At 72.4% G+C, this 21,565-nt stretch carries 31 protein-coding genes; 15 read left to right on the forward strand and 16 right to left on the reverse strand.

What is annotated here, in order from left to right:
- Nucleotides 1-14 precede the first annotated feature (14 nt).
- Nucleotides 15-902 (reverse strand): endo-beta-N-acetylglucosaminidase H, encoded by an 888-nt coding sequence (locus tag AB0I67_RS34325; protein WP_357932331.1) that lies wholly within the window; start codon nucleotides 900-902, stop codon nucleotides 15-17.
- Nucleotides 903-1,183: 281 nt separating this feature from the next.
- Between AB0I67_RS34325 and AB0I67_RS34330 the strand changes: the two genes are divergently transcribed.
- Nucleotides 1,184-1,540: a DUF2809 domain-containing protein gene (locus tag AB0I67_RS34330; RefSeq protein ID WP_357932333.1), complete on the forward strand. Its 357-nt coding sequence runs from the start codon at nucleotides 1,184-1,186 to the stop codon at nucleotides 1,538-1,540.
- A gap of 1 nt (nucleotide 1,541) precedes the next feature.
- Here AB0I67_RS34330 and AB0I67_RS34335 read toward each other — a convergent pair whose 3' ends face one another.
- Nucleotides 1,542-2,396, reverse strand: a complete 855-nt coding sequence (locus AB0I67_RS34335; protein WP_357932336.1) for a LysR family transcriptional regulator — start codon at nucleotides 2,394-2,396, stop codon at nucleotides 1,542-1,544.
- A gap of 58 nt (nucleotides 2,397-2,454) precedes the next feature.
- On the opposite strand from AB0I67_RS34335, the gene AB0I67_RS34340 reads away from it, so the two are divergent.
- Entirely contained in the window at nucleotides 2,455-3,273 is an 819-nt protein-coding gene (locus AB0I67_RS34340) for an alpha/beta fold hydrolase (protein ID WP_357932339.1), read from the forward strand.
- Between the two features lie 5 nt (nucleotides 3,274-3,278).
- Here AB0I67_RS34340 and AB0I67_RS34345 read toward each other — a convergent pair whose 3' ends face one another.
- Nucleotides 3,279-3,872, reverse strand: coding sequence for a TetR/AcrR family transcriptional regulator (locus AB0I67_RS34345; RefSeq protein WP_357932341.1), 594 nt, complete (start codon nucleotides 3,870-3,872; stop codon nucleotides 3,279-3,281).
- Nucleotides 3,873-3,949: 77 nt separating this feature from the next.
- Between AB0I67_RS34345 and AB0I67_RS34350 the strand changes: the two genes are divergently transcribed.
- Nucleotides 3,950-4,327, forward strand: coding sequence for a DUF4345 domain-containing protein (locus AB0I67_RS34350; protein WP_357932344.1), 378 nt, complete (start codon nucleotides 3,950-3,952; stop codon nucleotides 4,325-4,327).
- A 17-nt stretch (nucleotides 4,328-4,344) separates the two neighbouring features.
- Here the strand turns inward: AB0I67_RS34350 and AB0I67_RS34355 are convergent, their stop codons facing one another.
- Nucleotides 4,345-4,554: a hypothetical protein gene (locus AB0I67_RS34355; protein ID WP_357932346.1), complete on the reverse strand. Its 210-nt coding sequence runs from the start codon at nucleotides 4,552-4,554 to the stop codon at nucleotides 4,345-4,347.
- Here AB0I67_RS34355 and AB0I67_RS34360 point away from each other — a divergent pair.
- Nucleotides 4,547-4,753: a hypothetical protein gene (locus tag AB0I67_RS34360; RefSeq protein ID WP_357932349.1), complete on the forward strand. Its 207-nt coding sequence runs from the start codon at nucleotides 4,547-4,549 to the stop codon at nucleotides 4,751-4,753. The two genes, AB0I67_RS34355 and AB0I67_RS34360, sit on opposite strands and share 8 nt — an antisense overlap.
- On the opposite strand, the gene AB0I67_RS34365 is transcribed toward AB0I67_RS34360, so the two are convergent.
- Nucleotides 4,707-5,384, reverse strand: a complete 678-nt coding sequence (locus AB0I67_RS34365; protein ID WP_357932352.1) for a helix-turn-helix domain-containing protein — start codon at nucleotides 5,382-5,384, stop codon at nucleotides 4,707-4,709. The genes AB0I67_RS34360 and AB0I67_RS34365 overlap by 47 nt on opposite strands.
- A 65-nt stretch (nucleotides 5,385-5,449) precedes the next feature.
- Here AB0I67_RS34365 and AB0I67_RS34370 point away from each other — a divergent pair, with 65 nt between their 5' ends.
- Nucleotides 5,450-5,830 (forward strand): hypothetical protein, encoded by a 381-nt coding sequence (locus AB0I67_RS34370; RefSeq protein ID WP_357932355.1) that lies wholly within the window; start codon nucleotides 5,450-5,452, stop codon nucleotides 5,828-5,830.
- On the opposite strand, the gene AB0I67_RS34375 is transcribed toward AB0I67_RS34370, so the two are convergent.
- The 3 genes from AB0I67_RS34375 to AB0I67_RS34385 all read right to left on the reverse strand — a co-directional run bounded on the left by AB0I67_RS34375 (nucleotide 5,770) and on the right by AB0I67_RS34385 (nucleotide 7,368).
- Nucleotides 5,770-6,360, reverse strand: coding sequence for an ATP-binding protein (locus tag AB0I67_RS34375; protein ID WP_357932358.1), 591 nt, complete (start codon nucleotides 6,358-6,360; stop codon nucleotides 5,770-5,772). The two genes, AB0I67_RS34370 and AB0I67_RS34375, sit on opposite strands and share 61 nt — an antisense overlap.
- A gap of 79 nt (nucleotides 6,361-6,439) precedes the next feature.
- Nucleotides 6,440-6,727 (reverse strand): DUF6204 family protein, encoded by a 288-nt coding sequence (locus AB0I67_RS34380; protein ID WP_357932361.1) that lies wholly within the window; start codon nucleotides 6,725-6,727, stop codon nucleotides 6,440-6,442.
- Nucleotides 6,715-7,368: a TetR/AcrR family transcriptional regulator gene (locus AB0I67_RS34385; protein ID WP_357932365.1), complete on the reverse strand. Its 654-nt coding sequence runs from the start codon at nucleotides 7,366-7,368 to the stop codon at nucleotides 6,715-6,717. Before AB0I67_RS34385 ends, AB0I67_RS34380 begins: the two co-directional genes overlap by 13 nt.
- A 75-nt stretch (nucleotides 7,369-7,443) precedes the next feature.
- Between AB0I67_RS34385 and AB0I67_RS34390 the strand changes: the two genes are divergently transcribed.
- The 3 genes from AB0I67_RS34390 to AB0I67_RS34400 all read left to right on the forward strand — a co-directional run bounded on the left by AB0I67_RS34390 (nucleotide 7,444) and on the right by AB0I67_RS34400 (nucleotide 9,122).
- Nucleotides 7,444-7,968, forward strand: a complete 525-nt coding sequence (locus tag AB0I67_RS34390; protein WP_357932367.1) for a DinB family protein — start codon at nucleotides 7,444-7,446, stop codon at nucleotides 7,966-7,968.
- A 40-nt stretch (nucleotides 7,969-8,008) separates the two neighbouring features.
- Entirely contained in the window at nucleotides 8,009-8,416 is a 408-nt protein-coding gene (locus AB0I67_RS34395) for a Rid family hydrolase (RefSeq protein ID WP_357932370.1), read from the forward strand.
- Between the two features lie 79 nt (nucleotides 8,417-8,495).
- Complete coding sequence (locus AB0I67_RS34400; RefSeq protein WP_357932372.1) at nucleotides 8,496-9,122, forward strand: DedA family protein; 627 nt, start codon at nucleotides 8,496-8,498, stop codon at nucleotides 9,120-9,122.
- On the opposite strand, the gene AB0I67_RS34405 is transcribed toward AB0I67_RS34400, so the two are convergent.
- Complete coding sequence (locus AB0I67_RS34405; protein ID WP_357932375.1) at nucleotides 9,103-10,137, reverse strand: alpha/beta hydrolase; 1,035 nt, start codon at nucleotides 10,135-10,137, stop codon at nucleotides 9,103-9,105. The genes AB0I67_RS34400 and AB0I67_RS34405 overlap by 20 nt on opposite strands.
- 80 nt (nucleotides 10,138-10,217) lie before the next feature.
- Here AB0I67_RS34405 and AB0I67_RS34410 point away from each other — a divergent pair, with 80 nt between their 5' ends.
- Both AB0I67_RS34410 and AB0I67_RS34415 read left to right on the forward strand, forming a co-directional pair.
- Nucleotides 10,218-10,844: a GNAT family N-acetyltransferase gene (locus tag AB0I67_RS34410; RefSeq protein ID WP_357932377.1), complete on the forward strand. Its 627-nt coding sequence runs from the start codon at nucleotides 10,218-10,220 to the stop codon at nucleotides 10,842-10,844.
- Complete coding sequence (locus AB0I67_RS34415; protein WP_357932380.1) at nucleotides 10,841-11,725, forward strand: PaaX family transcriptional regulator C-terminal domain-containing protein; 885 nt, start codon at nucleotides 10,841-10,843, stop codon at nucleotides 11,723-11,725. Before AB0I67_RS34410 ends, AB0I67_RS34415 begins: the two co-directional genes overlap by 4 nt.
- Here AB0I67_RS34415 and AB0I67_RS34420 read toward each other — a convergent pair.
- The 6 genes from AB0I67_RS34420 to AB0I67_RS34445 form a co-directional block, all read right to left on the reverse strand.
- The gene (locus AB0I67_RS34420) at nucleotides 11,715-12,929 is read right to left on the reverse strand and encodes an MFS transporter (RefSeq protein WP_357932383.1); all 1,215 of its coding nucleotides are present in this window, start codon (nucleotides 12,927-12,929) and stop codon (nucleotides 11,715-11,717) included. The two genes, AB0I67_RS34415 and AB0I67_RS34420, sit on opposite strands and share 11 nt — an antisense overlap.
- Nucleotides 12,926-13,915, reverse strand: a complete 990-nt coding sequence (locus AB0I67_RS34425; RefSeq protein ID WP_357932386.1) for an ABC transporter substrate-binding protein — start codon at nucleotides 13,913-13,915, stop codon at nucleotides 12,926-12,928. The genes AB0I67_RS34420 and AB0I67_RS34425 overlap by 4 nt, the downstream gene beginning before the upstream one ends.
- Nucleotides 13,912-14,697, reverse strand: a complete 786-nt coding sequence (locus AB0I67_RS34430) for an ABC transporter ATP-binding protein (protein WP_357932389.1) — start codon at nucleotides 14,695-14,697, stop codon at nucleotides 13,912-13,914. The genes AB0I67_RS34425 and AB0I67_RS34430 overlap by 4 nt, the downstream gene beginning before the upstream one ends.
- Nucleotides 14,697-15,731, reverse strand: a complete 1,035-nt coding sequence (locus AB0I67_RS34435; protein ID WP_357932391.1) for an iron ABC transporter permease — start codon at nucleotides 15,729-15,731, stop codon at nucleotides 14,697-14,699. Before AB0I67_RS34435 ends, AB0I67_RS34430 begins: the two co-directional genes overlap by 1 nt.
- A gap of 107 nt (nucleotides 15,732-15,838) precedes the next feature.
- Nucleotides 15,839-16,474, reverse strand: coding sequence for a transcriptional regulator (locus AB0I67_RS34440; RefSeq protein ID WP_357932394.1), 636 nt, complete (start codon nucleotides 16,472-16,474; stop codon nucleotides 15,839-15,841).
- A complete protein-coding gene (locus AB0I67_RS34445; RefSeq protein ID WP_357932397.1) occupies nucleotides 16,474-16,866 on the reverse strand; it encodes a DNA-binding protein in 393 nt (130 codons plus the stop codon). The genes AB0I67_RS34440 and AB0I67_RS34445 overlap by 1 nt, the downstream gene beginning before the upstream one ends.
- A 58-nt stretch (nucleotides 16,867-16,924) precedes the next feature.
- Between AB0I67_RS34445 and AB0I67_RS34450 the strand changes: the two genes are divergently transcribed.
- The 4 genes from AB0I67_RS34450 to AB0I67_RS34465 all read left to right on the forward strand — a co-directional run bounded on the left by AB0I67_RS34450 (nucleotide 16,925) and on the right by AB0I67_RS34465 (nucleotide 20,255).
- Nucleotides 16,925-18,226 (forward strand): PEP/pyruvate-binding domain-containing protein, encoded by a 1,302-nt coding sequence (locus tag AB0I67_RS34450; RefSeq protein ID WP_357932399.1) that lies wholly within the window; start codon nucleotides 16,925-16,927, stop codon nucleotides 18,224-18,226.
- 85 nt (nucleotides 18,227-18,311) lie between these two features.
- The gene (locus AB0I67_RS34455; RefSeq protein ID WP_357932402.1) at nucleotides 18,312-18,920 is read left to right on the forward strand and encodes a histidine phosphatase family protein; all 609 of its coding nucleotides are present in this window, start codon (nucleotides 18,312-18,314) and stop codon (nucleotides 18,918-18,920) included.
- Between the two features lie 31 nt (nucleotides 18,921-18,951).
- Complete coding sequence (locus AB0I67_RS34460) at nucleotides 18,952-19,653, forward strand: helix-turn-helix domain-containing protein (RefSeq protein ID WP_357932404.1); 702 nt, start codon at nucleotides 18,952-18,954, stop codon at nucleotides 19,651-19,653.
- 56 nt (nucleotides 19,654-19,709) lie between these two features.
- On the forward strand, nucleotides 19,710-20,255 hold the full coding sequence (locus AB0I67_RS34465) for a dihydrofolate reductase family protein (protein WP_357932407.1): 546 nt from the start codon (nucleotides 19,710-19,712) through the stop codon (nucleotides 20,253-20,255).
- A 13-nt stretch (nucleotides 20,256-20,268) separates the two neighbouring features.
- Here the strand turns inward: AB0I67_RS34465 and AB0I67_RS34470 are convergent, their stop codons facing one another.
- On the reverse strand, nucleotides 20,269-20,661 hold the full coding sequence (locus AB0I67_RS34470; RefSeq protein ID WP_357932409.1) for a hypothetical protein: 393 nt from the start codon (nucleotides 20,659-20,661) through the stop codon (nucleotides 20,269-20,271).
- A gap of 87 nt (nucleotides 20,662-20,748) precedes the next feature.
- On the opposite strand from AB0I67_RS34470, the gene AB0I67_RS34475 reads away from it, so the two are divergent.
- The gene (locus AB0I67_RS34475; RefSeq protein ID WP_357932412.1) at nucleotides 20,749-21,564 is read left to right on the forward strand and encodes a siderophore-interacting protein; all 816 of its coding nucleotides are present in this window, start codon (nucleotides 20,749-20,751) and stop codon (nucleotides 21,562-21,564) included.
- Nucleotide 21,565: the final 1 nt, after the last annotated feature.

A 21,565-nucleotide genomic window follows, 5' to 3' on the forward strand; every position in this document is an offset into this window, starting at 1 on the left:
GGTACGGCCGGCCGTCAGGGCCGGTAGACGGCGGTGCTCCCGTAGAGCCTGCTGGTGAACGCCGAGATGTAGGAGGCCGTGTTCGCCGCCGTGAGGTTGTAGGTGAGGAAGGCGCCGTACCCCTCGTTGACCGTGCGCTGGGCCAGGCGCGCGGCGGTGGACGAACTGGTCGCGGAGAACGACACCGCGGCCGGGGAGAGACGCGACCTGGAGCTCGGGCCGCTCGGCACCGACCAGGTGCCGTACCACGGGTTCCAGGCGTAGTCGAAGGTGTTGGCGATGCTCACCCCGTTGTAGCTCAGGCGGTCCGAGGCCGGGCCGATGTCGTACAGCGTGATGAGCTTGTCCGGCAGCTTCTGGCGCAACGCCGAGACCAGGTAGACGAACGAGAAGGCGTTCGGCTGGCCGGTGCCGTTGTTGCCGTAGCCCGCGTACTCGTCGTCGAAGTCGATGCCGTCGAGGCCGTACCTCCGCACCGCGTCGGCCAGTTCCTGGGCGAACGCGTCGGCCGCCTGCCGGGTCGGGAAGTTCGCGAAACCGGCGCCCTGGTGGTTGCCGAGCACGGACAGCAGGACCTTGATGCCCTTCTCCTGCAGCGGGCGGACCTCGGTCGCCACGTTGTCCAGCACCCGCTGCACGTTCTCGTTGAAGTGCAGGTAGGCGCTCGTGCCGTTGTAGTTGATGTTGGCGGCGAAGATGACCGCGATGTCGAACACCTGCGCGCCGTTCCTGGCCAGCGTGTACTTCGCGGCGTTCGTCATGCTCTGGCTGTTGACCTCGATGTACACGACCGAGATCGGCCCGGTCTTCGCGCTCGGCCGGCGCTCGGCGTGCGCCGTGGCGGGTAACGCGACACCGGCGGCGGCTGCGGCCAGGCCGGTCAGGAGGGTCCTTCTCCGCATCAGCGATCCACTCATCGATCGGCTCCTCATCGTCGGGAGCGGACAGGGGGTTGCTATATCGGTTAAGCCCAGCTCGCCGCCCGTGTCAGCGCCAGGCGGGGATAGTGAGGTAAACCGGTATAGTGCCCCGATCATCAACAGCCCGGAGCCCGCTGTCAAGGTGTCACCGGCACGCCGATCGCTGAGAGGCGCTGAACGGCGAGCGCCACAGAGGCGAGCCTTATGATCGGCTTCGTCCTGATCGTCGAGATCGAGAAGACGTCAATCACATGCGCCGTGCCATGGTCCTTCTGGGTGGCGCCGCCCTCGCGGTCGGCGCGTTCGTGCTTCTCTACCAGGGCCCGGGGCAGCCGTTCGTCCGCGGTTATGTGAGCGACGTCAGCGCCACCATGCTGGTCTACGCGGTTCTCGGCCTGGTGTGGCGCACCACCACCGCCGCGCGTCGTGCGCTGGCCACGGCGGCGGTGGCCGTCGCGGTCGAGGTGTACCAGATGGTCGGCACGGCCCCGCCGGGCGTGGGCGGTGTGCTGGTCGGGGCGTTTCCCGATCCGTGGGACCTGGTCGCCTACGCCGTCGGGGTGGTCGTGGCTCTGGCTTGGGAGAGGGCGTCGGGCCGATCAGCGCGGCCGAGTCACTGACTCACGGGCTGGCCAGGTCGAGGAAGGCGCGGGCGGCCGGTCCGCAGTCGGTCGGGGACAGGACGGCCAGGGCCAGCGTCCGGGTGAGCCGCGGTTCGAGCGGCCGGGTCACGACCGCGCCGAGCTCGGCGGGCAGGCCGAGCGTGGGCACGATGCTGACGCCCAGGCCGGCGGCGACCATCTCGAGGATGGCGGACTGGCCTCCGGCCTCGTAGGCGATGTCGAGCTCGGCACCGGCCCGGCGGGCGGCGTCGGTGATGATGGGCCGGCAGCCCGCCGTGGTGAGGATGAACGGCCGCCCGGTCAGGTCGGTGATGTGGAGGGTCTCCCGCCCGGCCAGGTGGTGTCCGGCCGGCACCACGGCGACCATCTCGTGGGTGCTGAGCGGGATGGTGTGCAGGCCGGGGGCGGGCAGGGTGACCACGCCGACCTCGGCCGCGCCCCCGTGCAGCCAGCCGCGGACGTCGTCGTCGGCCCCCTCGAACAGGCGCACCTGGACCTGCGGGTGGCGATCGGTGAAGGTGCGCAGCAGGCCGGCGATGAGGGTGCCGGTGGCGCTGGGCAGGCTGGCCAGGCGCAGCGGCCCGGTGACCTGGCCGGCGGCGGCTGCCACCTCAGGGCGGATGAGGTCGAAGTGCCGCAGCGCCTCGCGGGCGTGGGTGTGCGCCCGGCGGCCGGCCTCGGTGAGCGCGATGCCGTCGGGGTGGCGGACGAACAGCGGGGCGCCGAGTTCACGCTCCAGGCTGGCGATGGCGCGGCTGACCGCGGGCTGGGACATGCCGATCAGGTCGGCCGCCGCGGTGAAACCGCCGTGCTCGGCGACCGCGATGAGGGCGCGGAGCTGCGTCAACGTCATGGGGCCATATCTTAAGCGGTATTTGACCGTTTCCTCCCATTCCCCGATGGTTATGGCCATGCCTACACGCGAAACGATCGAAGTCGACGGCCGGAAGGCCAGCTATCTGACGGCGGGCGAGCACGGCCCGCAGGTGTTGCTGCTCCACGGCACCTACTGGAGCCGGGTCTGGCTGCCGGTGCTGGACGACCTCGCGGCGGCCGGGTTGCGGCCGGTCGCCGTCGACCTGCCCGGCCTGGGCCGCTCGGAAGGGGAGCTGACCCTGGAAACGGCCACGGTGCCGGCGCTGGCCGCCTGGGTGTCGCGGTTCGCGGCGGCGCTCGGCATCGACGGGCCGGTGGGGGTGGCCGGGCACGACATCGGCGGCGCGATCGCCCAGCGGCTGCTGGTCGGCGGCGAGCTGCCGGTCGCCCGGCTGGCCCTGGTGAACTCGGTGAGCTACGACTCCTGGCCGGTGCCCGGCGTGCGGCGCTTCCGGGAGCCTGCCGTGGTCGCCGCGACCAGCGTGGAGGAGTTGCTCGCCGCCCGGCGCGTCGCCGTGTCCACCGCCCTGGCGCGGCCGGTCTCCGAGGCGGAGCTGGCCGACTACCTCGACCCGTGGCGCGATCTCCGCGTGGGGAGGTCCTGGATGGCGCTGGCCGGAGCGGCCGACTGCCGGTACACCCTTGAGCTCATGCCCGGCCTGGTCGCCTCCGATGTGCCGAAGCTGCTGGTGTGGGGCGAGGACGACACCTTCCAGGAGGTCCGCCACGCGCAGCGGTTCGCCGACGAGGTCCCGAACTCCACGCTGGTCCGGGTGCCCCGGGCCGGTCACATCCCGATGGAGAACGACCCGGCGCTGGTCGCCCGCGCGCTGGCGGAGTTCTTCCTGGCCTGACGGTGTCACTCCGCCGGCGGGGGCAGCAGCGGGCCGAGAGCGCCCAGGGCCGCGCCGACGCAGATGTCGCGCAGTTGGTCGCGGGTGCACGTCTCGCGGGTGAGCCAGTCGACGCACAACACCTGGACGAAGACCAGCCACGCCTTCAGCACCCCGGAGACCGCCTCGCGGGCGTCGTCTCCCGCGAGGGGAAGGACGCCCAGGATCCGTTCCCTGAGCACGTCCAGCTCGTTCGCCATGATCGTCTGGATGACCGGGTCGCCGGCGAGGACCCGGTTCGCGGCGAGGACGGCGTTGCGGTTGGCCACGAAGTAGTCGAGATGGACGTCCATGCCCTGGACGAGCTGCTCCCGCAGGGACTGCGCGGGATCGAGCCGGGTGTCGGCGAGGAGCTGGTCGGCCGCCTGCTGGTAGACGGCGGCGAAGAGGGCCTGTTTGTTCGGGAAGTGCCGGTACAGCAGGGCCCGCGAGATGCCCGCCTCCTCGGCGACCTCCTCCATCAGCACGTCGGCGTACGGGTGCCGGGCGAAGAGCCGCGCGCCGACGGTGAGGAGCTGGGCGCGCCGCTCGTCGGGCGTGAGGCGCTGGCGAGGAGGCATGGGGAGAAGTCTAGTTGACACGCGTCTACTAGCGCGGCCATCTTGGTAGACACACGTCTACTAAGTCGGGAGAGATCATGGCCAAGGCGCTCCGCTTCCTCACGGTCCTGATGGGGTGGTCGTGTGTCCTGATCGGGCTGCTCCACGTCGCGCTCGGCAACGCGGCGATCCCCGGAGCGGCTGACGCCGGCGCGACGATCGACAGTTGGGGGCGTTTCATGGGCGCCGCCTTCACCGGCTACGGCCTGGCCTGGCTGTGGGCCGCCCGCCGGCGGCCCATCCCGGCCTCGGTGGTGCGCTGGCTGGCCGCCGTCTTCCTGCTGGGCGGGGTGGGGCGGCTGCTGTCGCTCGCGGTGTACGGCAGGCCGCACGGGTTCCAGGTCGTGCTGGCGGTGATCGAGCTGGTGCTGCCCCCGGTGTTCTTCTGGCTGGCCGACAAGGAAGAACGCGCCTGACGTCCTGCCGCGGGCGTTCAGGCGGAAGCGTGCCGTTCCGAGGTGACGGCGTGGCTGGAGAGGAGGGTGGCGGTGGCGAGGCTGCCCCAGAGCGCGACCGGCCGCGGGGTGCGAGAGCGGTGATGACCGAAGGTAGGACACGGTGGCACCACCCCGGCGAGCGCCAGCACGGTCCGGCGGGGGAAGCGGGACAGCGCGACGGCGACCGGGACCTGCCGCGTGACCACCAGCACCGTGTTGGCCACGAAGACGGCCGCCGTCCACACCGGCGAGGCGGGCAGCTCGGGGATGACCGGGGAGGCTGTGCCGTACGCGCCGCCGCGGAGCTACCTGGCCGTCGTCGCGACGGCTGTGGGGCTGGCGGTCGTCCCGGCCCGCCTCACCCGGCGGCTCCACCCGGCCGAGGCGCTGGGGACTCGCGAGTGATCCCGGCCGGCTCGGGGAGCGGGAAGAGTGTGAGGAACCGGGACACGACGCCGTCCGGATCGTCGAAGGCGTGCTCCTGGCCGTCCCACAGGGCCGCGGCCAGGGTGCCGGGGTCGGTGTCGAGGGTGGCGTCGGGCCGGTCGCACTCGCCGCGGACGGCTTCGAGATGGCCGTCGGCGATACGGACGCGGAACCGGTGCTCGCCGAGGTGCAGCGCGATGCTCGCGTGGAAGCCGCGCGCCGCGCGAGCGTCGAAGAGCGTCTTGAGCGACAGGACGAGCGAGTCAGGGCCGATGGGCGCATCGGTGCGCAGGGCGGGCGAGCGGCTGCTCCAGCGGCCGAGCTCGAGGATGAGCGGTTCGAGCTCGGCCCCCCAGCCGGTCAGTTCGTAGACCCAGGACGCCGCCGGGGGCGGGAGCTTGCGACGCTCCACGATGCCCGATTCGCTCAGCTCGCGCAGGCGCTGGGTCAGCATGTCGGCGCTCGCGCCCGGCAGCCCCGCGCGCAGGTCGGTGAACCTCTTGGGGCCCAGCAGCAGCTCGCGCACGATCAGCAGAGCCCAGCGCTCGCCCAGCAGGTCGAGGCCGTGGGCCACCGCGCATCCGTCGTCGTACTTCCGCCTGCCGGTCATGGAGCCCAGTTTACGTCCGAGTGGATGGTTGTTTTTTCCAACTAGATAGTCGTAGAGTCCTACCTATGCCACAGTTCCTGATCGAGGCGCCCACCGGGATCGCCGACGACGCCAAGCGCAAGATGATGACCCTGATCACGGAGGCGATCGACGCCGCCTACCGGATGCCGGACGTGCGGATCTGGCTCCGGGAGTACGAGCCGGGCAACGTCGCCCAGGACGGCAGGATCGGCGCCGAGCCGATCCGGCCGCTCTGCTTCCTCGAAGCCCCCGAGCTGTCCAGCCTGGAGGCCAAGGGGGCCATGGCCGCGAAGATCCACGCCGCGGTCGCCGAGGCCTACGAGGGGCTCGCCAACACCGACGAGACGCTCATCCTGATGAACCACTACCCGCTGGAGAACGCGGGATGGGGAGGCCGGCTGCTCTCGGCGGGCAGCTCGACGTAGACGGTGGTGCCGGGCGGGGAGACGATCCGGCACTGGCCGCCGTGCGCCTCGGTGATCGCCTTGACGATGGCCAGCCCGAGTCCCGTGCCGTCCGAGCCGTCCTCGTGGAAGCGGTCGAACGCCCGCCCGAGGTCGGCCTGCTTGGCGTCCCGGCGGACCCGGGTGGCCGGGTGCAGGGTCCAGGTCTGCACGAAGCCGTCCTTGCTGGTGACCGTCACGCTGGTGTCGGTCTTGGCGGTGAGGGTGCCGCGCTGCCAGGTGTAGCCGATGAACGCCGTCCCCTTGTCGCGGACGGTCGCCGAGCCGTGTAACCCGACGACGAACAGGTTGTAGCGGCTGCGCAGCCCCGGCCCGCGCAGGGTGCGGTCCGCGGCCAGGATCTGGTCGGTGATCGTGGTGACGCCGTCCGGCAGGGGAGAGGGCTCGACCTGGACGGTGGGCGACGAGGCTGCGGTGGCGCTCGGCGACGTGGCCAGGGTCATCGACGCGACCGCGGCGGCGGCCAGGCCGAGGGCGAAGGTCTTCTTCATGAAGATCAGCCAAGTGGGCCGGCTGGGATCGGCCGGGGAGAAGCCTGGGAAATCCATGAGAGCCCGCCCGCCGGGATGTTCACGGTCGCCGTCGGACCTTGATCGTGCGCATGTCCGTCACGGCGACCTGCAGGATCTCGTGCGCGTACCCGTGCGCCTCCAGGGCGGCCATCGCCAGCAGGGCCGCGTCGTCATCGTCGTCGTCCGGCCCGGCGGGCACCTGGCAGCGGAAGGTGAAGGCCGACCCGCTAGCGTCGCAGGTGAACGTGCCCGCCTCGGTGTAGGCGGGGCTGCTTCCCGCGGCCACGGCGGCCCGCTCGGCGGCGTCGAGGCCCTTGAACTTGCCCCTGATCGTCACTCTGAACACGGTCGTTCCTCTCGTACGGCATAGCCCAGCACCCGCTCGCCGAGCAGGCTCTCCATGACGTCCAGCAGGTCGAGGACCGCCTCGGCGATCGCGTCGGGCGGCTCGCCCGCGGCCGTCCGCCCGCCGATCTCGGACATGACCAGCGCGTGCAGGGAGCCGATGTGCCAGGCGACCGCGCGCGGCAGCGGATCGCCTTCGGGCGCGGCGGTCTCCTCGGCGAGGACGGCCGTCAGCTCGTCCGTCATCCGGCGGCCGAGGTCCTCCAGCCGGGCGGACAGCGTGGGCGCGGCCCGCATCATCTCCAGGACGCGCCCGAACCCGGCGCTCAGCCCCACGCGCCGCTCCCGGCCGCGCACCTCCGCCCGGAGCCGTGCCAGCACCGCGCCCATCGCGGACTCGCCCGGCGCGCGCTCCCGCACGATGTCGGCCAGCCGCTGCGGGGAGGCCTCCTCCGGCGGCAGGACGAGGTCCTCCTTGGACTCGAAGTAGTTGTAGAGGGTGTTGATCGACACCTCGGCGGCGGCGGCGACCTCGGCGATGGTCACGTTCTCGAAGCCGCGCTCCACGAACAGGCCGAGGGCCGTCTCGTGGATGCGCTGCCGGGTCTGCCGCTTCTTGCGCTCCCGGAGTCCTTCCTGCATAGGAGGACTCTACTGCAAATTTGCAGTGGATTATTGTTTTGCAATGGATGCACGGCCTCTGTCATTCTCGACCGCATGCCTGGATCCCGCTGCGAACTGCTGCGCTGGCAGTTCGACCTCACCTGGTCGCTGTTCGACCACCACCTCCAACTGCTGCAGCCGGCGGATTTCCTGTGGGAGCCGGCCTCCCTGTGCTGGACCGTGCGTCCTGACTCCGAGGGGGTCTGGAGGCCGGACTGGGCGGAGACGGAGCTCGATCCCGTCCCGGTGCCGACCATCGGCTGGCTGAGCTGGCACATCGGGTGGTGGTGGAGCGTGACCCTCGATCACCTCGACGGCCGTGAGCCCCGGGACAGGACCGCGATCACCTGGCCCGGCGACGGGACGAGCGCCGTCGAGTGGTTGCGGGACCTTCGCACCCGGTGGCTGGCCGTGCTGGACCGCCTCACCGACGCCGACCTGGAGGCTCCTGCGCCCCCCTTCCCGTGGCCGCCGGACTCCGAGCAGACCGTCGCCCACGTGCTCGCCTGGGTCAACGCCGAGCTGATGAAGAACGTCAGCGAGATCGGCCAGCTCCGCCTGCTGAGAGCTGCTTCCTGACCGTTGTTCCGCTCCGACGAGAAGAGAGAGTTGTGCGGCCATGTCGAACGTCACCTTGATCCGCTCCGCTGCGTTGTCCGACGTCGCGGAGTACGCCTACGCGGCCACGGCCCCCGCCGGGTCGCGCTTCATCTTCCTCGCCGGAGCCTGTCCCCTCGACGAGGACGGCTCGACGGTGGCGATCGGGGACTACGCGGGCCAGGCGGCGAAGGCCGTCGAGAACCTGCGAACCGCTCTCACCGCCGCCGGTGCGACATTGGAGGACGTCATCAGCACCCGGGTCCTGGTCGCGTCGACCCGGCAGGAAGATCTGGGCACGGCCTGGCGGGTGGTCCGTGACGCGTTCGGCGAGCACGACGTGCCGAGCACCCTGATGGGTGTCACCGTGCTCGGCTACCAGGACCAGCTCGTCGAGATCGAAGCGGTCGCCGCCGTGCTCGACTCCTGATACGCGGCTTTCGTCCCCGTACCTCTATGGTGCCGGGGAGCGTAGATCATGGATGGACCGGCGGAACTGGGGGCGGCGCGTGGACTGGATCACGGAAGTCATTCACGTGATCAGCGATCTGCCCTTCCCGGCGCTGGGCGCGGTGGCCGGGCTCATGGCGTTCGCCGAGTCCGGCCTGGGCCTCGGGTCGGTCTTCCCCGGCGAGACGGGCGTGCTGCTGCTGGGAGCCGCCGCTGTCACGCCCGCGCGATTCGTCGTCCTGCTCTTGCTCGTCGCCCTGGGCGTGACGGCGGGTGATCACGTCGGCTACCTGCTCGGCCGCCGTTACGGCGAGCGGATGCGGGACCTGGCGGTGGTGCGGCGGCTCGGCGTGCGGCACTGGGACCGGGCCACCGGGGCGCTGCGCCGCTACGGGGCGGCGGCGGTCTTCCTCACCCGGCTCATCCCCGTCGTGCGCACCCTCACCCCGGCCGCGGCCGGCGCCGCCCAGTTGCGGTACCGGAGCTTCCTGCCCGCCTCGCTGGCCGGATCGCTGTCGTGGTCGGCGCTGTACGTGACCCTGGGCGCTTTCGCGGGGGCCTCCGCGGTGGAGCTGGAGAGGCTGCTCGGGCGCGCGTCCTGGATTTTGCTCGGCGCCCTGATCGTGCTCGTCGTGGTGGTGGGTCTGATCCGGCGCAGGCGGACGCTCAGTAAGAAGCGGGGCTGACTTCGGTGAGGAACCGGCGCTGGCCGTCCAGGAACCCGTCCGCGAACAGCGAGCGAGGGGCGAGGAGCGCGGTGAGCGTGACCAGGAGGTCCGACTGCTCCACGGACTGCTTGAGCAGCGAGTGGGTCGCGTCCGGGAAGTGCCTGACCGTCAAGGCGCCACCGGGGTCCAGGGCCTGGCGGTAGCCGCGCTCGGTGTCGGCGATGTCCACGTTGACGTCGTGACCGGCCAGGACGAGCAGCACCGGGATGCCGCGCAGCGCCGGGAGGTCCCGGGTGGCGTCCGCGGTGTGGTTCTTGGCGATGAAGCCCCAGCGGCCGGCGGTCATGCCGTTCGCCTCGCCGCCCATGGCCGTGACGAACTCCGCGAAGCTCGCCCCGCGCCGCAGCAGCCGGCGGACGGTGTCGCTCCTGGTGACCTCCGCCTGGATGCGCGCCGGTGAGGCGCCGTCGGCCCGCAGCTCGGCGAGGAGGTTGTAACGCCCTTGCCGGAGCCAGTTGATCGCGGGCGAGACGGCGATGACGAAGCTCACCGGCGTCCTGGCGGCGATCTTGGGCAGGACCCAGCCCGCCTGGCTGGCGCCCCAGAGCCCGATCCGGTCGCCGTCGATGTCCGGGCGGGTGCGGGCCCAGGCGATCGCGGCGGCCGCCTCGTCGGCCCGGTCGTCCATGGTCTGGCCGAGCCAGTCGCCCGGCGCGCCCGCGACGCCGGGTTTGTCCCAGGACAGCGAGGCGTATCCGGCCTTGGCGTTCGCCTCCCACAGGGGCTTGTAGCCGTCGGCGTGGGTGGCGTCGACCGGGCCGTCGCCGTGGATGTACACGACCAGACCGTGCTGCTTGCGCCCGTCCCTGGGGGTGGCCAGCACGCCCTTGAGGGTGTGACCGCCGTGGCGGATCGAGACCCGCTGCTCGTCCATGGCGTAGGAGTTCTGCCACAGCACCACACCGGCCGCGATCAGGGCGGCCAGGAGTGACCACAGGGCGAAGCGGGTGACGCGCCGGATCGTCGAGGACATGGGGTGACCGCCTCCGTATAGGTGTTTATCCTAAACTATCGCCCAAAGAACGATCGTGGCACATCTGATAGATTTGCTCCGTGGGACACGACGTGTCAGGGGACGGCACGGTGACCGTACGGCGGGGCCTGCCGTACGGGGCCGAGCGGCGGGCGGCAGAGCTGTACTGGGACGCCTTCGGCCGCAAGCTCGGCCCCGCCCTGAACCCTCCCGGCAAGGCGGTGCCCCTGATCGCCGCGCACCTGAACGCCGATCGCGCGGTCTGCGCGCTCCTCGACGGCCGGCTCGTCGGCCTCGCCGGATACCAGCTCGACGGGCGCTCCTTCACCGGCGGATCGGCCGGCGACGTGCTGCGCGCCTACGGGCACCTGCGCGGACTGCACCGGCTCCTGATCCTCGCCCTGTTCGACCGGAGCCCGGCCCCCGGACAGCTCGTCATGGACGGCCTCGCCGTACACGCGGAAGCTCGCGGCCGAGGAATCGGGAGCCTGCTGATCGAGGAGGTGGCCGCACTCGCGGCGGAGCAGGGCTGCCGGGAGATCAGGCTGGACGTGATAGACACCAATCCGCGGGCCAGGGCCCTGTACGAGCGGCGCGGCTTCACGGCCGTGCGCACCGAGCACACGCCCTACCTGCGCCGGTTGCTCGGCTTCGGCGCGGTGACCACCATGCGCCGCCCGATCCGCACAAGAGGGGAGGAACGGTGAGCGCTGATCCCGACCAGGTCGAGGTCCCCACCCGTGTGCTCGTCCACGCCCTGATCCGCGAGGACGGCACCGTCGACGCGGAGGAGCTCTACTCCGTCGCCGGCACCCTGGGCATGAGCGACCAGCAGGTACGGCTGTGCATCAAACGCCTCGTCGCCGAAGGCCGGTTCACCCACGAGGGCCGGGGCCGCAAGGCTGAACTGCGCGCGACCGCGGAGACCACGCGCGCCCTCGCCCCCAACGCCGACTTCCTGCGGCACGCGTTCGACCAGGACGCCGGGCTCGCTCCCTGGGACGACGTCTGGCACCTGGCCGCCTTCGCGGTGCCGGAATCGGCGCGCCCGGTCCGGGACGCCCTGCGCGAGACGCTGGTCCACCTCGGCGGCGCCCCGCTTCAAGGCGGATTGTACGTCTGCGCCAACGCCTGGGAACCGTACGTCGAGGAAGCGGCCCACCGCCTCGGCGCCCACGCCGCCCTCACCCTGTTCACCTCCACCGACCTGCGCCGGGGCGACACCCGGGAGCCCGCCGAGCTCGCCCGGCGGCTGTGGCCCCTGGAGGAGATCGCCGCCCGCTACCACCGGCTGAGCCGCATCGCCGAGCCCCGGCTCGCCCGGCTCACCGGCTCCGGCGGACTGTCCTCCGCCGACCTGCTCACCATCGACGTCGAACTGGCCGCCGAGCTCACCCGCGCCATCGAGCCCGACCCGCTGCTGCCCCCTCAGCTCCTGCCCCAGCTCTGGCCGGGCACCCGGGCCCGCGAGTGCGTCGCCCAGTGCTGGGCGGCCCTGTACGAGCGCGACCGGGGTGCGGCCCGCCCGGCCCTCTTCCGCCTCTACACCGAGATCGCCCGGGAGGCGGCCGCCCGGGTCACGCCCTGACGGCGGAGAAACGGCGGCTGCTCGGCACCAGGGCCGCCAGGGCGGGCGCGGCGAAGCAGACGAGCGCGCAGCCGGCCAGCACCGGCCGCCAGCCGAAGGCGTCGACCGCCGGCGCCAGGAAGGCCAGCCCGGCCGGGGCCAGGCCGTAGGAGAGCAGGAAGTCCAGCGACGACACCCGGGCGAGCAGGCGCGGCTCGATCTCGCGCTGGGTGGCGGTGAACCACGGCACGTTGAACAGCTCGATGCCCAGCCCGGCCACCGCGTAGGCGGCGAACACCACCGCCGGGTGGAGCGGCAGCAGCAGGCTGAGCGGGGCGAAGCCGTACAACGCCAGCCCGGCCAGCGCGGCCCAGCCCTCCTCGCGCGGTCGCCGCCGCGTCATCAGCACGGCTCCGGCCAGCGCGCCGAGGGTGTAGGCGGTGAGCGCGCCGGCCAGCACCGCCTCGGTCCCGTAGAGGTCGCGACCGGCCAGCGGCAGGGCCACGCCGGTGGCGGAGTAGCCGGTGAAGATCACCGCCGAGAGGGCGGCCAGACCGGCGAGGAACCACGGGTGCCGCCGCGCCTCGGCGACGCCCTCGCCGAACTCGGTCCAGAACGGCGCCCGCTCGGCGGCCGGCTCCGCCGTACGCGTGCCGCGCGGTGGCAGCAGCGCGGCGATCAACCACAGGGCGCCGGTGCCCAGCAGCAGCGCCCCGGGCTCGACCACGACTGCCAGCAGCGCCGTGGCCGCCGGGGCGAGCAGGGTAGTGAGGCGGACGGCCAGCGTGATGGCGGCGTTGGCCGGCTGCCGCCGCTCGGCGTCCACCACCTCGGCGGTCAGCGCCTGGAAGGCGGGCCGGCAGGCCCCCTGCCCCGCGCCGACCACCGCCGCCGCGACCGCCATGAGGAGCACCGAGCGGCCCAGCCCGAGCGCGACGAACGGCGTCGCGAGCGCGGCCAGCGCCCCGGCCGCCAGGACGACCGCCCGCCGCGAGTGCCGGTCGGCCAGCACGCCGCCGGCCGGAACCGCGACCAGGAAGCCCGCCGTCCGCGCGGCCAGCACGACGCCGAGCCCGGCGGCGGTCAGGCTCCGGTCGAGGACGGCGAGGCCGAGCACGAACGGCATCGACCAGGTCGCCAGCCCGGAGGCCGTCGTCCCCGCCCACAGCCGCAGGAACGCGGGTTCCCGCAGGATCGACCGCCCGGAGGGGGAGGCCAGGGTCATCTGCCCAGCCCGCGCAGGTAGGCGGCGAAGCCTTCCAGCCCGTCGATGTTGCGCGGCCCGCTGATGCCCTCGTTGTAGTCGAGGACGTAGAAGCGGTCGTTCACCACGGCCGGCAGCTTGCTGGTGGTGGGGAACTCCTTCAGGAACTTGATCTTCTCCGCCGCCGGCCGGTCGCCGTAGTCGAGGATGATGATGACCTCCGGCTTCGCCTCGACCACGGCCTCCCAGGTGACCTCGCCCCAGCGGGCGTCCAGGTCGCCGAAGACGTTGCGGCCCCCGGCGAAGCGGATGATGTCGGTCGGCGGCACCTGGCGGCCGGCGGTGAAGGGCTTGTCGGTGCCGGAGTCGTAGAGGAAGACCGGCAGCGGCTCGCCGTCCTTGGGCGCCTGGGCCCGCACCGCCTCGACGCGCTGGCGGTAGCCGGCGACGAGGGCGCGGGCCCGGTCCTCGACGCCGAAGATCTGGCCGAGCCGCTGCAGATCGGTGTAGAGCCCCTCGAAGGGCGTGACCCGCTCGGGGTGGCCGGGGTAGTTGAAGCAGGACTCGGCGTGCATGAAGCTCTGGATCTTCAGGCCGTCGAGCAGGGCCGGGGTGATGCCGCGCTGGTCGCTGAAGCCGGACCGCCAGCCGGCCACCACGAAGTCGGCCTTGGCGTCGACGACCAGTTCGCGGTTGAGCAGGTCGTCGCTGAGGAACTTGACCTTGGCGTACTCGGCCGCCCACGGCGACTCCGACACCGGCGGGTTGGCGGGCGGCATGACGTAGCCGTGCACGTGCTGGGTCAGGCCGAGGGCGAACATCTTGTCCGCGCTGCCGGCCTCGTAGACGACGGCCCGGCGCGGCAGGGTGTACTCGACGTCCTGGCCGCAGCGTTTGACCGTCACCTTCCTCTCGGCCGTGGCGCCCTGGACCTGCGCGCCGCAGGCGGTGAGCAGGAGGAGGCCGGTCAGTGCGGCGGCGGTCGCCGAGCGGGTACGCGTGATCACGCGGGGGTTCCTTTCATCGCGGTCAGGTCGTAGAGGACCTGGGGGACTCCGGTGAGCGGGTGCGGCACCACGCTCGCCTCGACGCCGAACACCTCGCGCAGGAGGGATGGCGTGAGCACCTCGTGCGGCGGGCCGCAGGCCACGAGTCGTCCCGCGGCCAGCACCGCGAGCCGGTCGCACGCGGCGGCGGCGAGGTTGAGGTCGTGCAGGCTGACCAGCACGCTCAGCCCGGCGCCGCGCAGCATGGCGAGCAGCCGGAGCTGGTGGTGCAGGTCGAGGTGGTTGGTGGGCTCGTCCAGGATCAGGACGCGCGGCTCCTGCACGAGCGCGCGGGCGACGAGCACCCGCTGGCGCTCGCCGCCGGACAACGACAACACGCCGCGCCCGGCCAGGTGCGCGACGTCCATGCGGGCCATCGCCCGGCGGCACAGCTCGTGCTCGGCGGGGCTCAGCGCCTGGTTGCCGCGCAGGTGCGGGGCCCGGCCGAGCGCCACGATCTCGGCCACGGTGAAGTCGAGGTCGGCGTGGCCCTCCTGGGTGAGCGCGGCGACCCGCCGCGCGGCCGCGCGCGCCGGCATCGCGTTCAGGTCCTCCCCGTCGAGGCGTACGGCGCCGCCGACCGGCCGAAGCGCGCGGTACACGGAGCGCAGCGCGGTCGTCTTGCCCGAGCCGTTGGGTCCGAGGAGCCCCACGACCTCGTCCGGCCCGACCGTCAGCGACAGCTCCCGGACCAGCCGGCGCCCCGCGACGGAGACCGAGACCTCTTCCAGCGACAGCGTCATCAGCGACCGCCGAACAGGTAGCCGCGGCGGCGGAGCAGCGTGACGAAGACCGGCACGCCCACCAGCGCGGTGATCACCCCGATGGGCAGCTCGCGTGGCGCCATCAGGGTTCTCGACGCCAGGTCGGCCCAGACCATGAAGATCGCGCCGGCCAGCGGGGCGACGGTGAGCACCCGGACGTGCGCCGCGCCCACCCACAGCCGCACCAGATGCGGCAGCACCAGCCCGACGAAGCCGATCGCGCCGCTCACCGCGACCATCGCCCCGGTGGCCAGCGAGACCAGCACGAACAGCTTCAGCCGCAGCCGGTGCGTGTCCACGCCGAGGCTGGCCGAGGTCTCGTCGCCCAGGGCCAGCACGTCGAGCCGGCGGCCGTCGCGGCGCAGGAGCAGCGTGGTGGCCAGGACGACCACCGCGACCACGGGCAGCACGCCCCAGGTGGCCGCGCCGAACCCGCCCATCGACCAGAACAGGACCGTGCTGGTGGCCTCGCCGTCCGGGGCGAAGTAGACGATCAGGCTCATCACCGCCTGGAAACCGAAGGCCATCGCCACTCCGGTCAGCACCAGGCGCAGCGGCATCAGGCCGCCCTCACCGCGCGAGGCCAGGTAGACCAGGGCCGAGACGAGCAGCGCCCCCAGGAAGGCTCCGGCCGAGACCGCGTAGACGCCCAGCGCGGCCAGCCCGCCGAACACCCCCACCAGCACCGCCCCGGCGGATGCCCCGGAGGAGACCCCGAGCACGAAGGGGTCGGCCAGGGCGTTGCGCACCATGGCCTGGATCGCCACGCCGACAGCGCTCAACCCGGCCCCGACCAGCACGGCGAGGAGCACTCTCGGCGTGCGGACCTGCCAGATGATCTGGTAGGCCGTCACCTCGTCGGCGGTGATCGCCCCGCCGGTCAGCGCCGCCCACAGGTAGCGCAAGGTCTGGCCGGGCGGCACGCTCGCGGCGCCCAGGCCGATCGCCAGCAACGCCGACACCCCGAGGGCGCCGGCCAGGAGGGCGACGGTCAACGCGGAGGGGGACCTCAAGAACGGCTCCAGGGAATGGGAATCATTTTCACAAACCCTAGCACCGGAAATGGTAACGGTTTTCACAACCGAGTAGCCCGGCGACAGGCTGCTCGGTGGCGGATAGGTCAGACCTCCGTGTGCCGATCGATGCCGAGCGTGGCGATCAGGTCCTCGTGCAGCTCGAACCAGACCCGGTGGCAGGAGTCGACGTCGGTGCGATCCACCCAGGCGATGTCCCCGGCCTGGGCGCGCGCCAGCGCAGCGGCGAACCGCGCGTCGTAGCCCCGGAATCGGCTCAGCAGGCCCGCGAGCCGGTCCGTGAGCGGGGCGAGCGCGTGGCCGACCTGCGCGAGCTCGTCCAGGACCCGGGCGTCCCAGGCCGGATCGGTGTGGTCGTTGGTCGCGAGCCGGTCCCCGGCGGCGGGCCGGAGCTGCCAGTCGGTGCAGGCCCGCTGCAGGCGCGTGTTCAGCGGCAGGAACTCTCGGTAGACGGCACGGACCTCGTCGCCCCCGCCGACGGCGGCGAGTTCGGCCGCGAGCAGGCGCTCGTTCTCGGCGCGGCCCCGCTCGGTCAGCGACCAGCCTCCGGTGCCGGCGAAGGCTGAGTGCTGGACCCGGCCGTAGGCCTCCGCGTCGTACAGCAGCTCCTTCGTCTCGGCCGCGTCGAGCCCGTAGCGGGCCGCGATCACGGGGGTGTCGGCGAAACCGGTGATGCGTACGGCATGCAGCACCAGCAGGTCGGGGGCGGAGTCGTGCGTCATCAGTCGGCGTCCTGTCGTGCCGTGAGGCGGTTGTAGTGCTGCTGGCAGGCCTGCGGGGAGTTGAACCCCATCGCCTGCGCCATCTGGGCCCAGGTCAGTCCGGCGCTCCTGGCGATGAACAGCAGGGCGGATTCGAGCCCGTCCACCTCCGCGCGGGCGGCGGGCAGGAGGGCGAGCGCGCTCAGCGCGTCCTCCGGGGTCAGCTCGGCCTGGCGCCAGACGGCGAACTGCACGAGGTCGACCGCCGACGGCGGGACGGGCGGCGGGCGCCACGGCCGGGGTTCGAGCGCGTCCGCGCCCCGGGTCAGGAGGCGCTCGCGGGCCTCCTGCTCGCGGCGGGCCTGGGCCTGGTCGTCCTGCGCTGCAGGGGTGAGCTCGTGCTTGCGCGGCATGGGACCATCGTGCACAATCAACAAAATGTTGTCAACAAAAGGTTGATGAGGGGGATGAGTGATCGTAGCTCTGGCCGAGGCCGTCGCCGGCACCTGCGGGGGCAAGGCCGGTGCGCTCGGCGCGTTGATCCGTGCTGGGCTGCCGGTGCCCGGGGGGTTTGTCGTGCCGTTCGCCGCGTACCTGGCCGCTGTCCGTGGGCTGGACCTTCGGGAGCCGTCCTCGGTACGGCAGGCGATCGAGGCCCGGCCGCTCGACGCCGCCCTGGTCGAGGCGCTGGGGCGGGCGCTCGATGAGCTCGGTGAGCACGGTGAGCTCGGCGGCCCGCCGGTGGCGGTTCGGTCGTCGGCCGCGAACGAGGACACCGGTCTTGCCTCGGCGGCTGGGCAGCACGAGAGCTTCCTGGGGGTGCGGGGCGTGGATGCTGTCGCCGAGGCTGTGCGGGGGTGCTGGGCCTCGCTGTTCACCTCCCGGGCCGTCGGCTATCGGGGTGGGTCTGGTGAGGGTGAGCTGGCGATGGCCGTGCTTGTTCAGCGGCATCTGGACGCCGAGGTGTCCGGGGTCATGTTCACGCCCTCTCACCCGGGTGGGCCGACCGAGATCGAGGCGTCCTGGGGGCTTGGGCCCAGCGTCGTCGAGGGCCGGGTCACCCCGGATTCCTATCGGGTCGCCGGGGACGGGGCGGTTCTGCGTACCCTCGCCGACAAGCGCACCCGCCTTGACCGGCGTGGCGGCCAGCTCGTGGTGAGTGACGTGCCGGCCTCCTCGCGGCGGCGGGCGGCGCTCAACGAGGCGACCGTCGCGCGGCTCGCCGGGCTGGGCGCGGAGATCGCCGCGCTCCGGGGCGGGCCGCAGGACATCGAGTGGGCCCTCGCCGACGGGCACCTGTGGATCCTCCAATCCCGCCCCATCACCGCCGCCCTCCCCGGACCGCCGGCCCGACCCGCTCCTTTGTCCGCCGCCCTCCCCGGACCACCGGGATCCCCGCTGGACCTTCGGGCCGCCACCCTCCCCCCACCGGCTGCTGCGGTCGGTGTGCTCGTGGGGACGGGCGGGAGTCAGGGGGTGGTGACCGGGACGGCGCGGATCGTGCGCGGGCCTGCGGACTTCGGGCGGGTGCGACCGGGGGACATCCTCGTCTGCCCCTACACCGACCCGGCCTGGACACCGCTGCTACGCGTCGCCGCGGGCGTGGTCACCGAGACCGGGGGCCTGCTCTCGCACGCCGCTATCGTGGCCCGCGAGCACGGCATCCCCGCCGTCCTGGGAGCCCCGGAGGCCACCACCAGGCTCCGCGACGGCAGCGCCATCACCCTCGACGGCACCTCCGGCACCGTCACCTACCCGGCGACCGCAAGCTGACGACCGCCCCCACCGACCGGAAGCCGACGACCGCCCACCCCCACCGACCGAAAGGAGACGGGGACGCCCCGCGTCCCTCACCCCTATGGCGACTCGACACCTCTACCTGGCCCGCCACGGCGCGGCCGACGCGTTCGGCAACCTCACGGACGCCGGGCACCGGCAGGCCGCCCTGCTGGGCCGGCGGCTGGCCGGGGTACCGGTCGACGCCGTCTGGCACTCCCCGCTGCCCCGCGCCGTCGCGAGCGCCACCGAGCTGGCCCGGTCCCTGCCGGACGTCCCGGTGGCCGAGGTCGCCGAGCTCGTCGACCACGTGCCCTACATCCCGGACACCACCGAGATGCCCCGCGAGTGGGCCGGCTTCTTCGACGGCTACGACGACGCCGAGGCCGCCTCGGGGCAGCGGCTCGCCGAGGCGCTGGTCGACCGGTTCGCGAAGGCCACCGACACCGACACCTACGAGGTCCTGGTGACGCACGCCTTCCAGATCGCCTGGCTCGTACGGCACGCACTGGGGGCTCCGCCGTACCGGTGGCTGGGTCTGAACAGTGCCAACACCGCGCTGACGATCATCGAGTACGCCACCGGCCTGCCGCCCACCCTCGTGATGTTCAACGACATGAGCCACCTCCCGCCCGACCTGCGCTGGACCGGCTTCCCGGACAGCGGCCGCCGGCTCGTCGACCGCCCGTGACGGCGGCCTCGCGGGCGGGCAGACTGGGCGGATGACGCTGGAAGTCGAGAGCCGGCCGTCGGACTCGCCGTACATCGAGCGGGTGTGGCGGAGCCGGAGCCACGCGGTCGACCGGATGTCCTCCGTGGCCACGCCGTACTGGGACCTGGTGTTCTGGGAGCACCGCGGCCAGGTCCACGCGTCGGTCCAGGGGCCGGAGTCGCGGGCGAGCCTGGCCCCGGTGCCGGAGGAGGCCACGTTCTTCGGCATCGTGTTCTCGCTGGGCAGCTCGATGCCGCACCTGCCGGTGCGGGACCTCGTGGACGGTTCCGTGGTGCTGCCCGGCGCCACGCGCAGGTCGCTGTGGCTGAAGGGCTCCACGTGGTGCCGCCCCGGTTACGGCAACGCCGAGGAGTTCGTGCGGCGGCTGGTGCGCGAGGGCGTCGTCGAGCGGGACCCGGTCGTGGCCGCGGCCCTCGACGACCGGCCGCCGGACGTGTCCGACCGCACCCTCCAGCGGCGGTTCGCCGCCGCCACCGGGCTCACCGGCACCGCCATCCGGCAGATCGAGCGCGCCCGGCGGGCCGCGGTCCTGATCGGGGAGGGGGTGCCGGTCCAGGGTGTGATCGACCGGCTCGGCTACTTCGACCAGCCGCACCTGGCGCGCTCCCTCGCCCGCTACATCGGGCGGACCGCCACGCAGCTCGGCGACCCGGATCCGGCCCGGCCGCTGTCGCTTCTGTACAAGACCTGAGGCCGCCTCCCGATCTACCCTCTTCCCCACCAGCACCGACGGTTGAGGAGCCTGCCATGGCCAAGATCATTTCCAACTTCTTCATCGCCCTGGACGGCGTGGTCGAGTCCCCCGACCAGTGGCACTTCCCGTACTGGAACGACGAGATGGGCGCGGCCGTCCAGGCCGGCATGGCCGACTCGGCGGGCATGCTGATGGGCCGCGTTCTCTACGAGGAGTGGGCCGCCTACTGGCCCACCGCCGAGGCCGACGCGGAGATCGCCGCGATCATGAACGACTCGCGCAAGTGGGTCGTCTCCAGCACCCTGGACAAGGCGGAGTGGGCCAACACGACGCTCCTCCGCGGCGACGTGGCCGCCGAGATCCGCAGGCTCAAGGCGGAGGTGGAGGGCAACATCCAGATGTCCGGCTCCGCCACGACGGTCCGGTGGCTGCTCGCCAACGGCCTGCTCGACCAGCTCAACCTCCTCGTTCACCCCATCGCCGTCGGCCACGGCCGGCGCCTGTTCGAGGACTCCGGGACGCAGCCGCTCAAGCTGGTCAAGTCGGAGACCTTCGAGACGGGCGTCCTCAACCTGTCCTACGTCCCCGCCGCCGGGTGAGCGCCCCGCCGTCCTACAGCCGCCCGTCCCGGACCAGCGCCAGCGTCATGTCGTAGAACGCCAGGATCGAATCCCCCGGCCCCTCCTCGAACTGCTTGCGCGCCTTGCTGATCGGGAAGGCCCAGTTGCCGCTGGGGAACTCGATGCCCCAGCCATGCTCCTCGTCCTTGGCCCACCGCCCCGGCGTGGCCTCGACCAGGCACGCGCCGAGGAAGCACCCCACGACCGACGGCAGCGCGCCCAGCTCGCCGGGAGCCAGCCGGGCCCGCTGCCGCTCGACGAAGCCGTCCACCCACTCCACGGACGCCCGGTCCAGCCCGAAGTCGTGGTCGCTGGCGGGAGCGCACTGCGCGATGAACAGGTCGACGTTCGCCTGGATCCGGCGTAACTGATCTTCAAGCTCCATGCTCGGCAGGCTAACTCCTCGCGGGGATCGTCGCGCAACTGGATTTAGGATAGCCTCACCTAACTTTGCCTTTTCCAGGGAGGATCCATGGGCGCGCCCCGAATCGTCGACCGTGAAGGATATCTGGACCGCATCGCCGAGGTGCGAACCGGGGAGAGTGCCCGCCAGGTGGCCTACCCGATCAAGATCCGCGAGGTCGAGGTGATCCGCACCGCGATGATCGGGGAGCGGCTGATCCGGGTGACGTTCGGCGGCGAGGGCACGGCCGGGTTCGAGGCGCACGCCCCCGACGAGCACGTCAGGCTGATCTTCCCCGAGGCGGACGGGACCCTGCGCGTCCCCGGGCAGGACGGCTTCATGCTCGCCTGGCCCAAGCCCTTCCCGACCACCCGCAAGTACACGGTCCGCCGTTACGACCCGGCGACGGGGGAGCTCGACCTCGACTTCGTGCTCCACGGCTCGGGGGTCGCCTCCGACTGGGCGCGTACGGCGGAGCCGGGCGCGAAGGTGCACATCGCCGGTCCGCCCGGCGGGCTGGTCGTGCCGCACACCTATGACCGGTACCTGCTGGCCGGTGACCTGACCGCGCTGCCGGCGATCGCCCGGTGGCTGGAGGAGATGCCGCGCACGGCCGCGGGCTGGGCGTTCATCGAGGCCGAGGAGGAGATCGAGCTCGCCGCGCCGGAGGGGGTCGAGGTCCGCTGGGTCGGGCCGGGTGAGCTGGCGCGTGCCGTACAGGAAGTGGGGATCGAGGGACGGGTCTTCGTGTGGGCGGCGGGCGAGGCGGGGGAGCTGAAGCCCCTGCGCCGCTGGGTGCGCGAGGAGCTGAAGCTGGCCGCCGACGACTACGACATCACCGGCTACTGGAAGCGTGGCGCGACCGACTACAGCGACGATCATTGAT

Origin of the sequence: Nonomuraea sp. NPDC050310 (assembly GCF_040655795.1) — a bacterium.
GTDB lineage: Bacteria > Actinomycetota > Actinomycetes > Streptosporangiales > Streptosporangiaceae > Nonomuraea.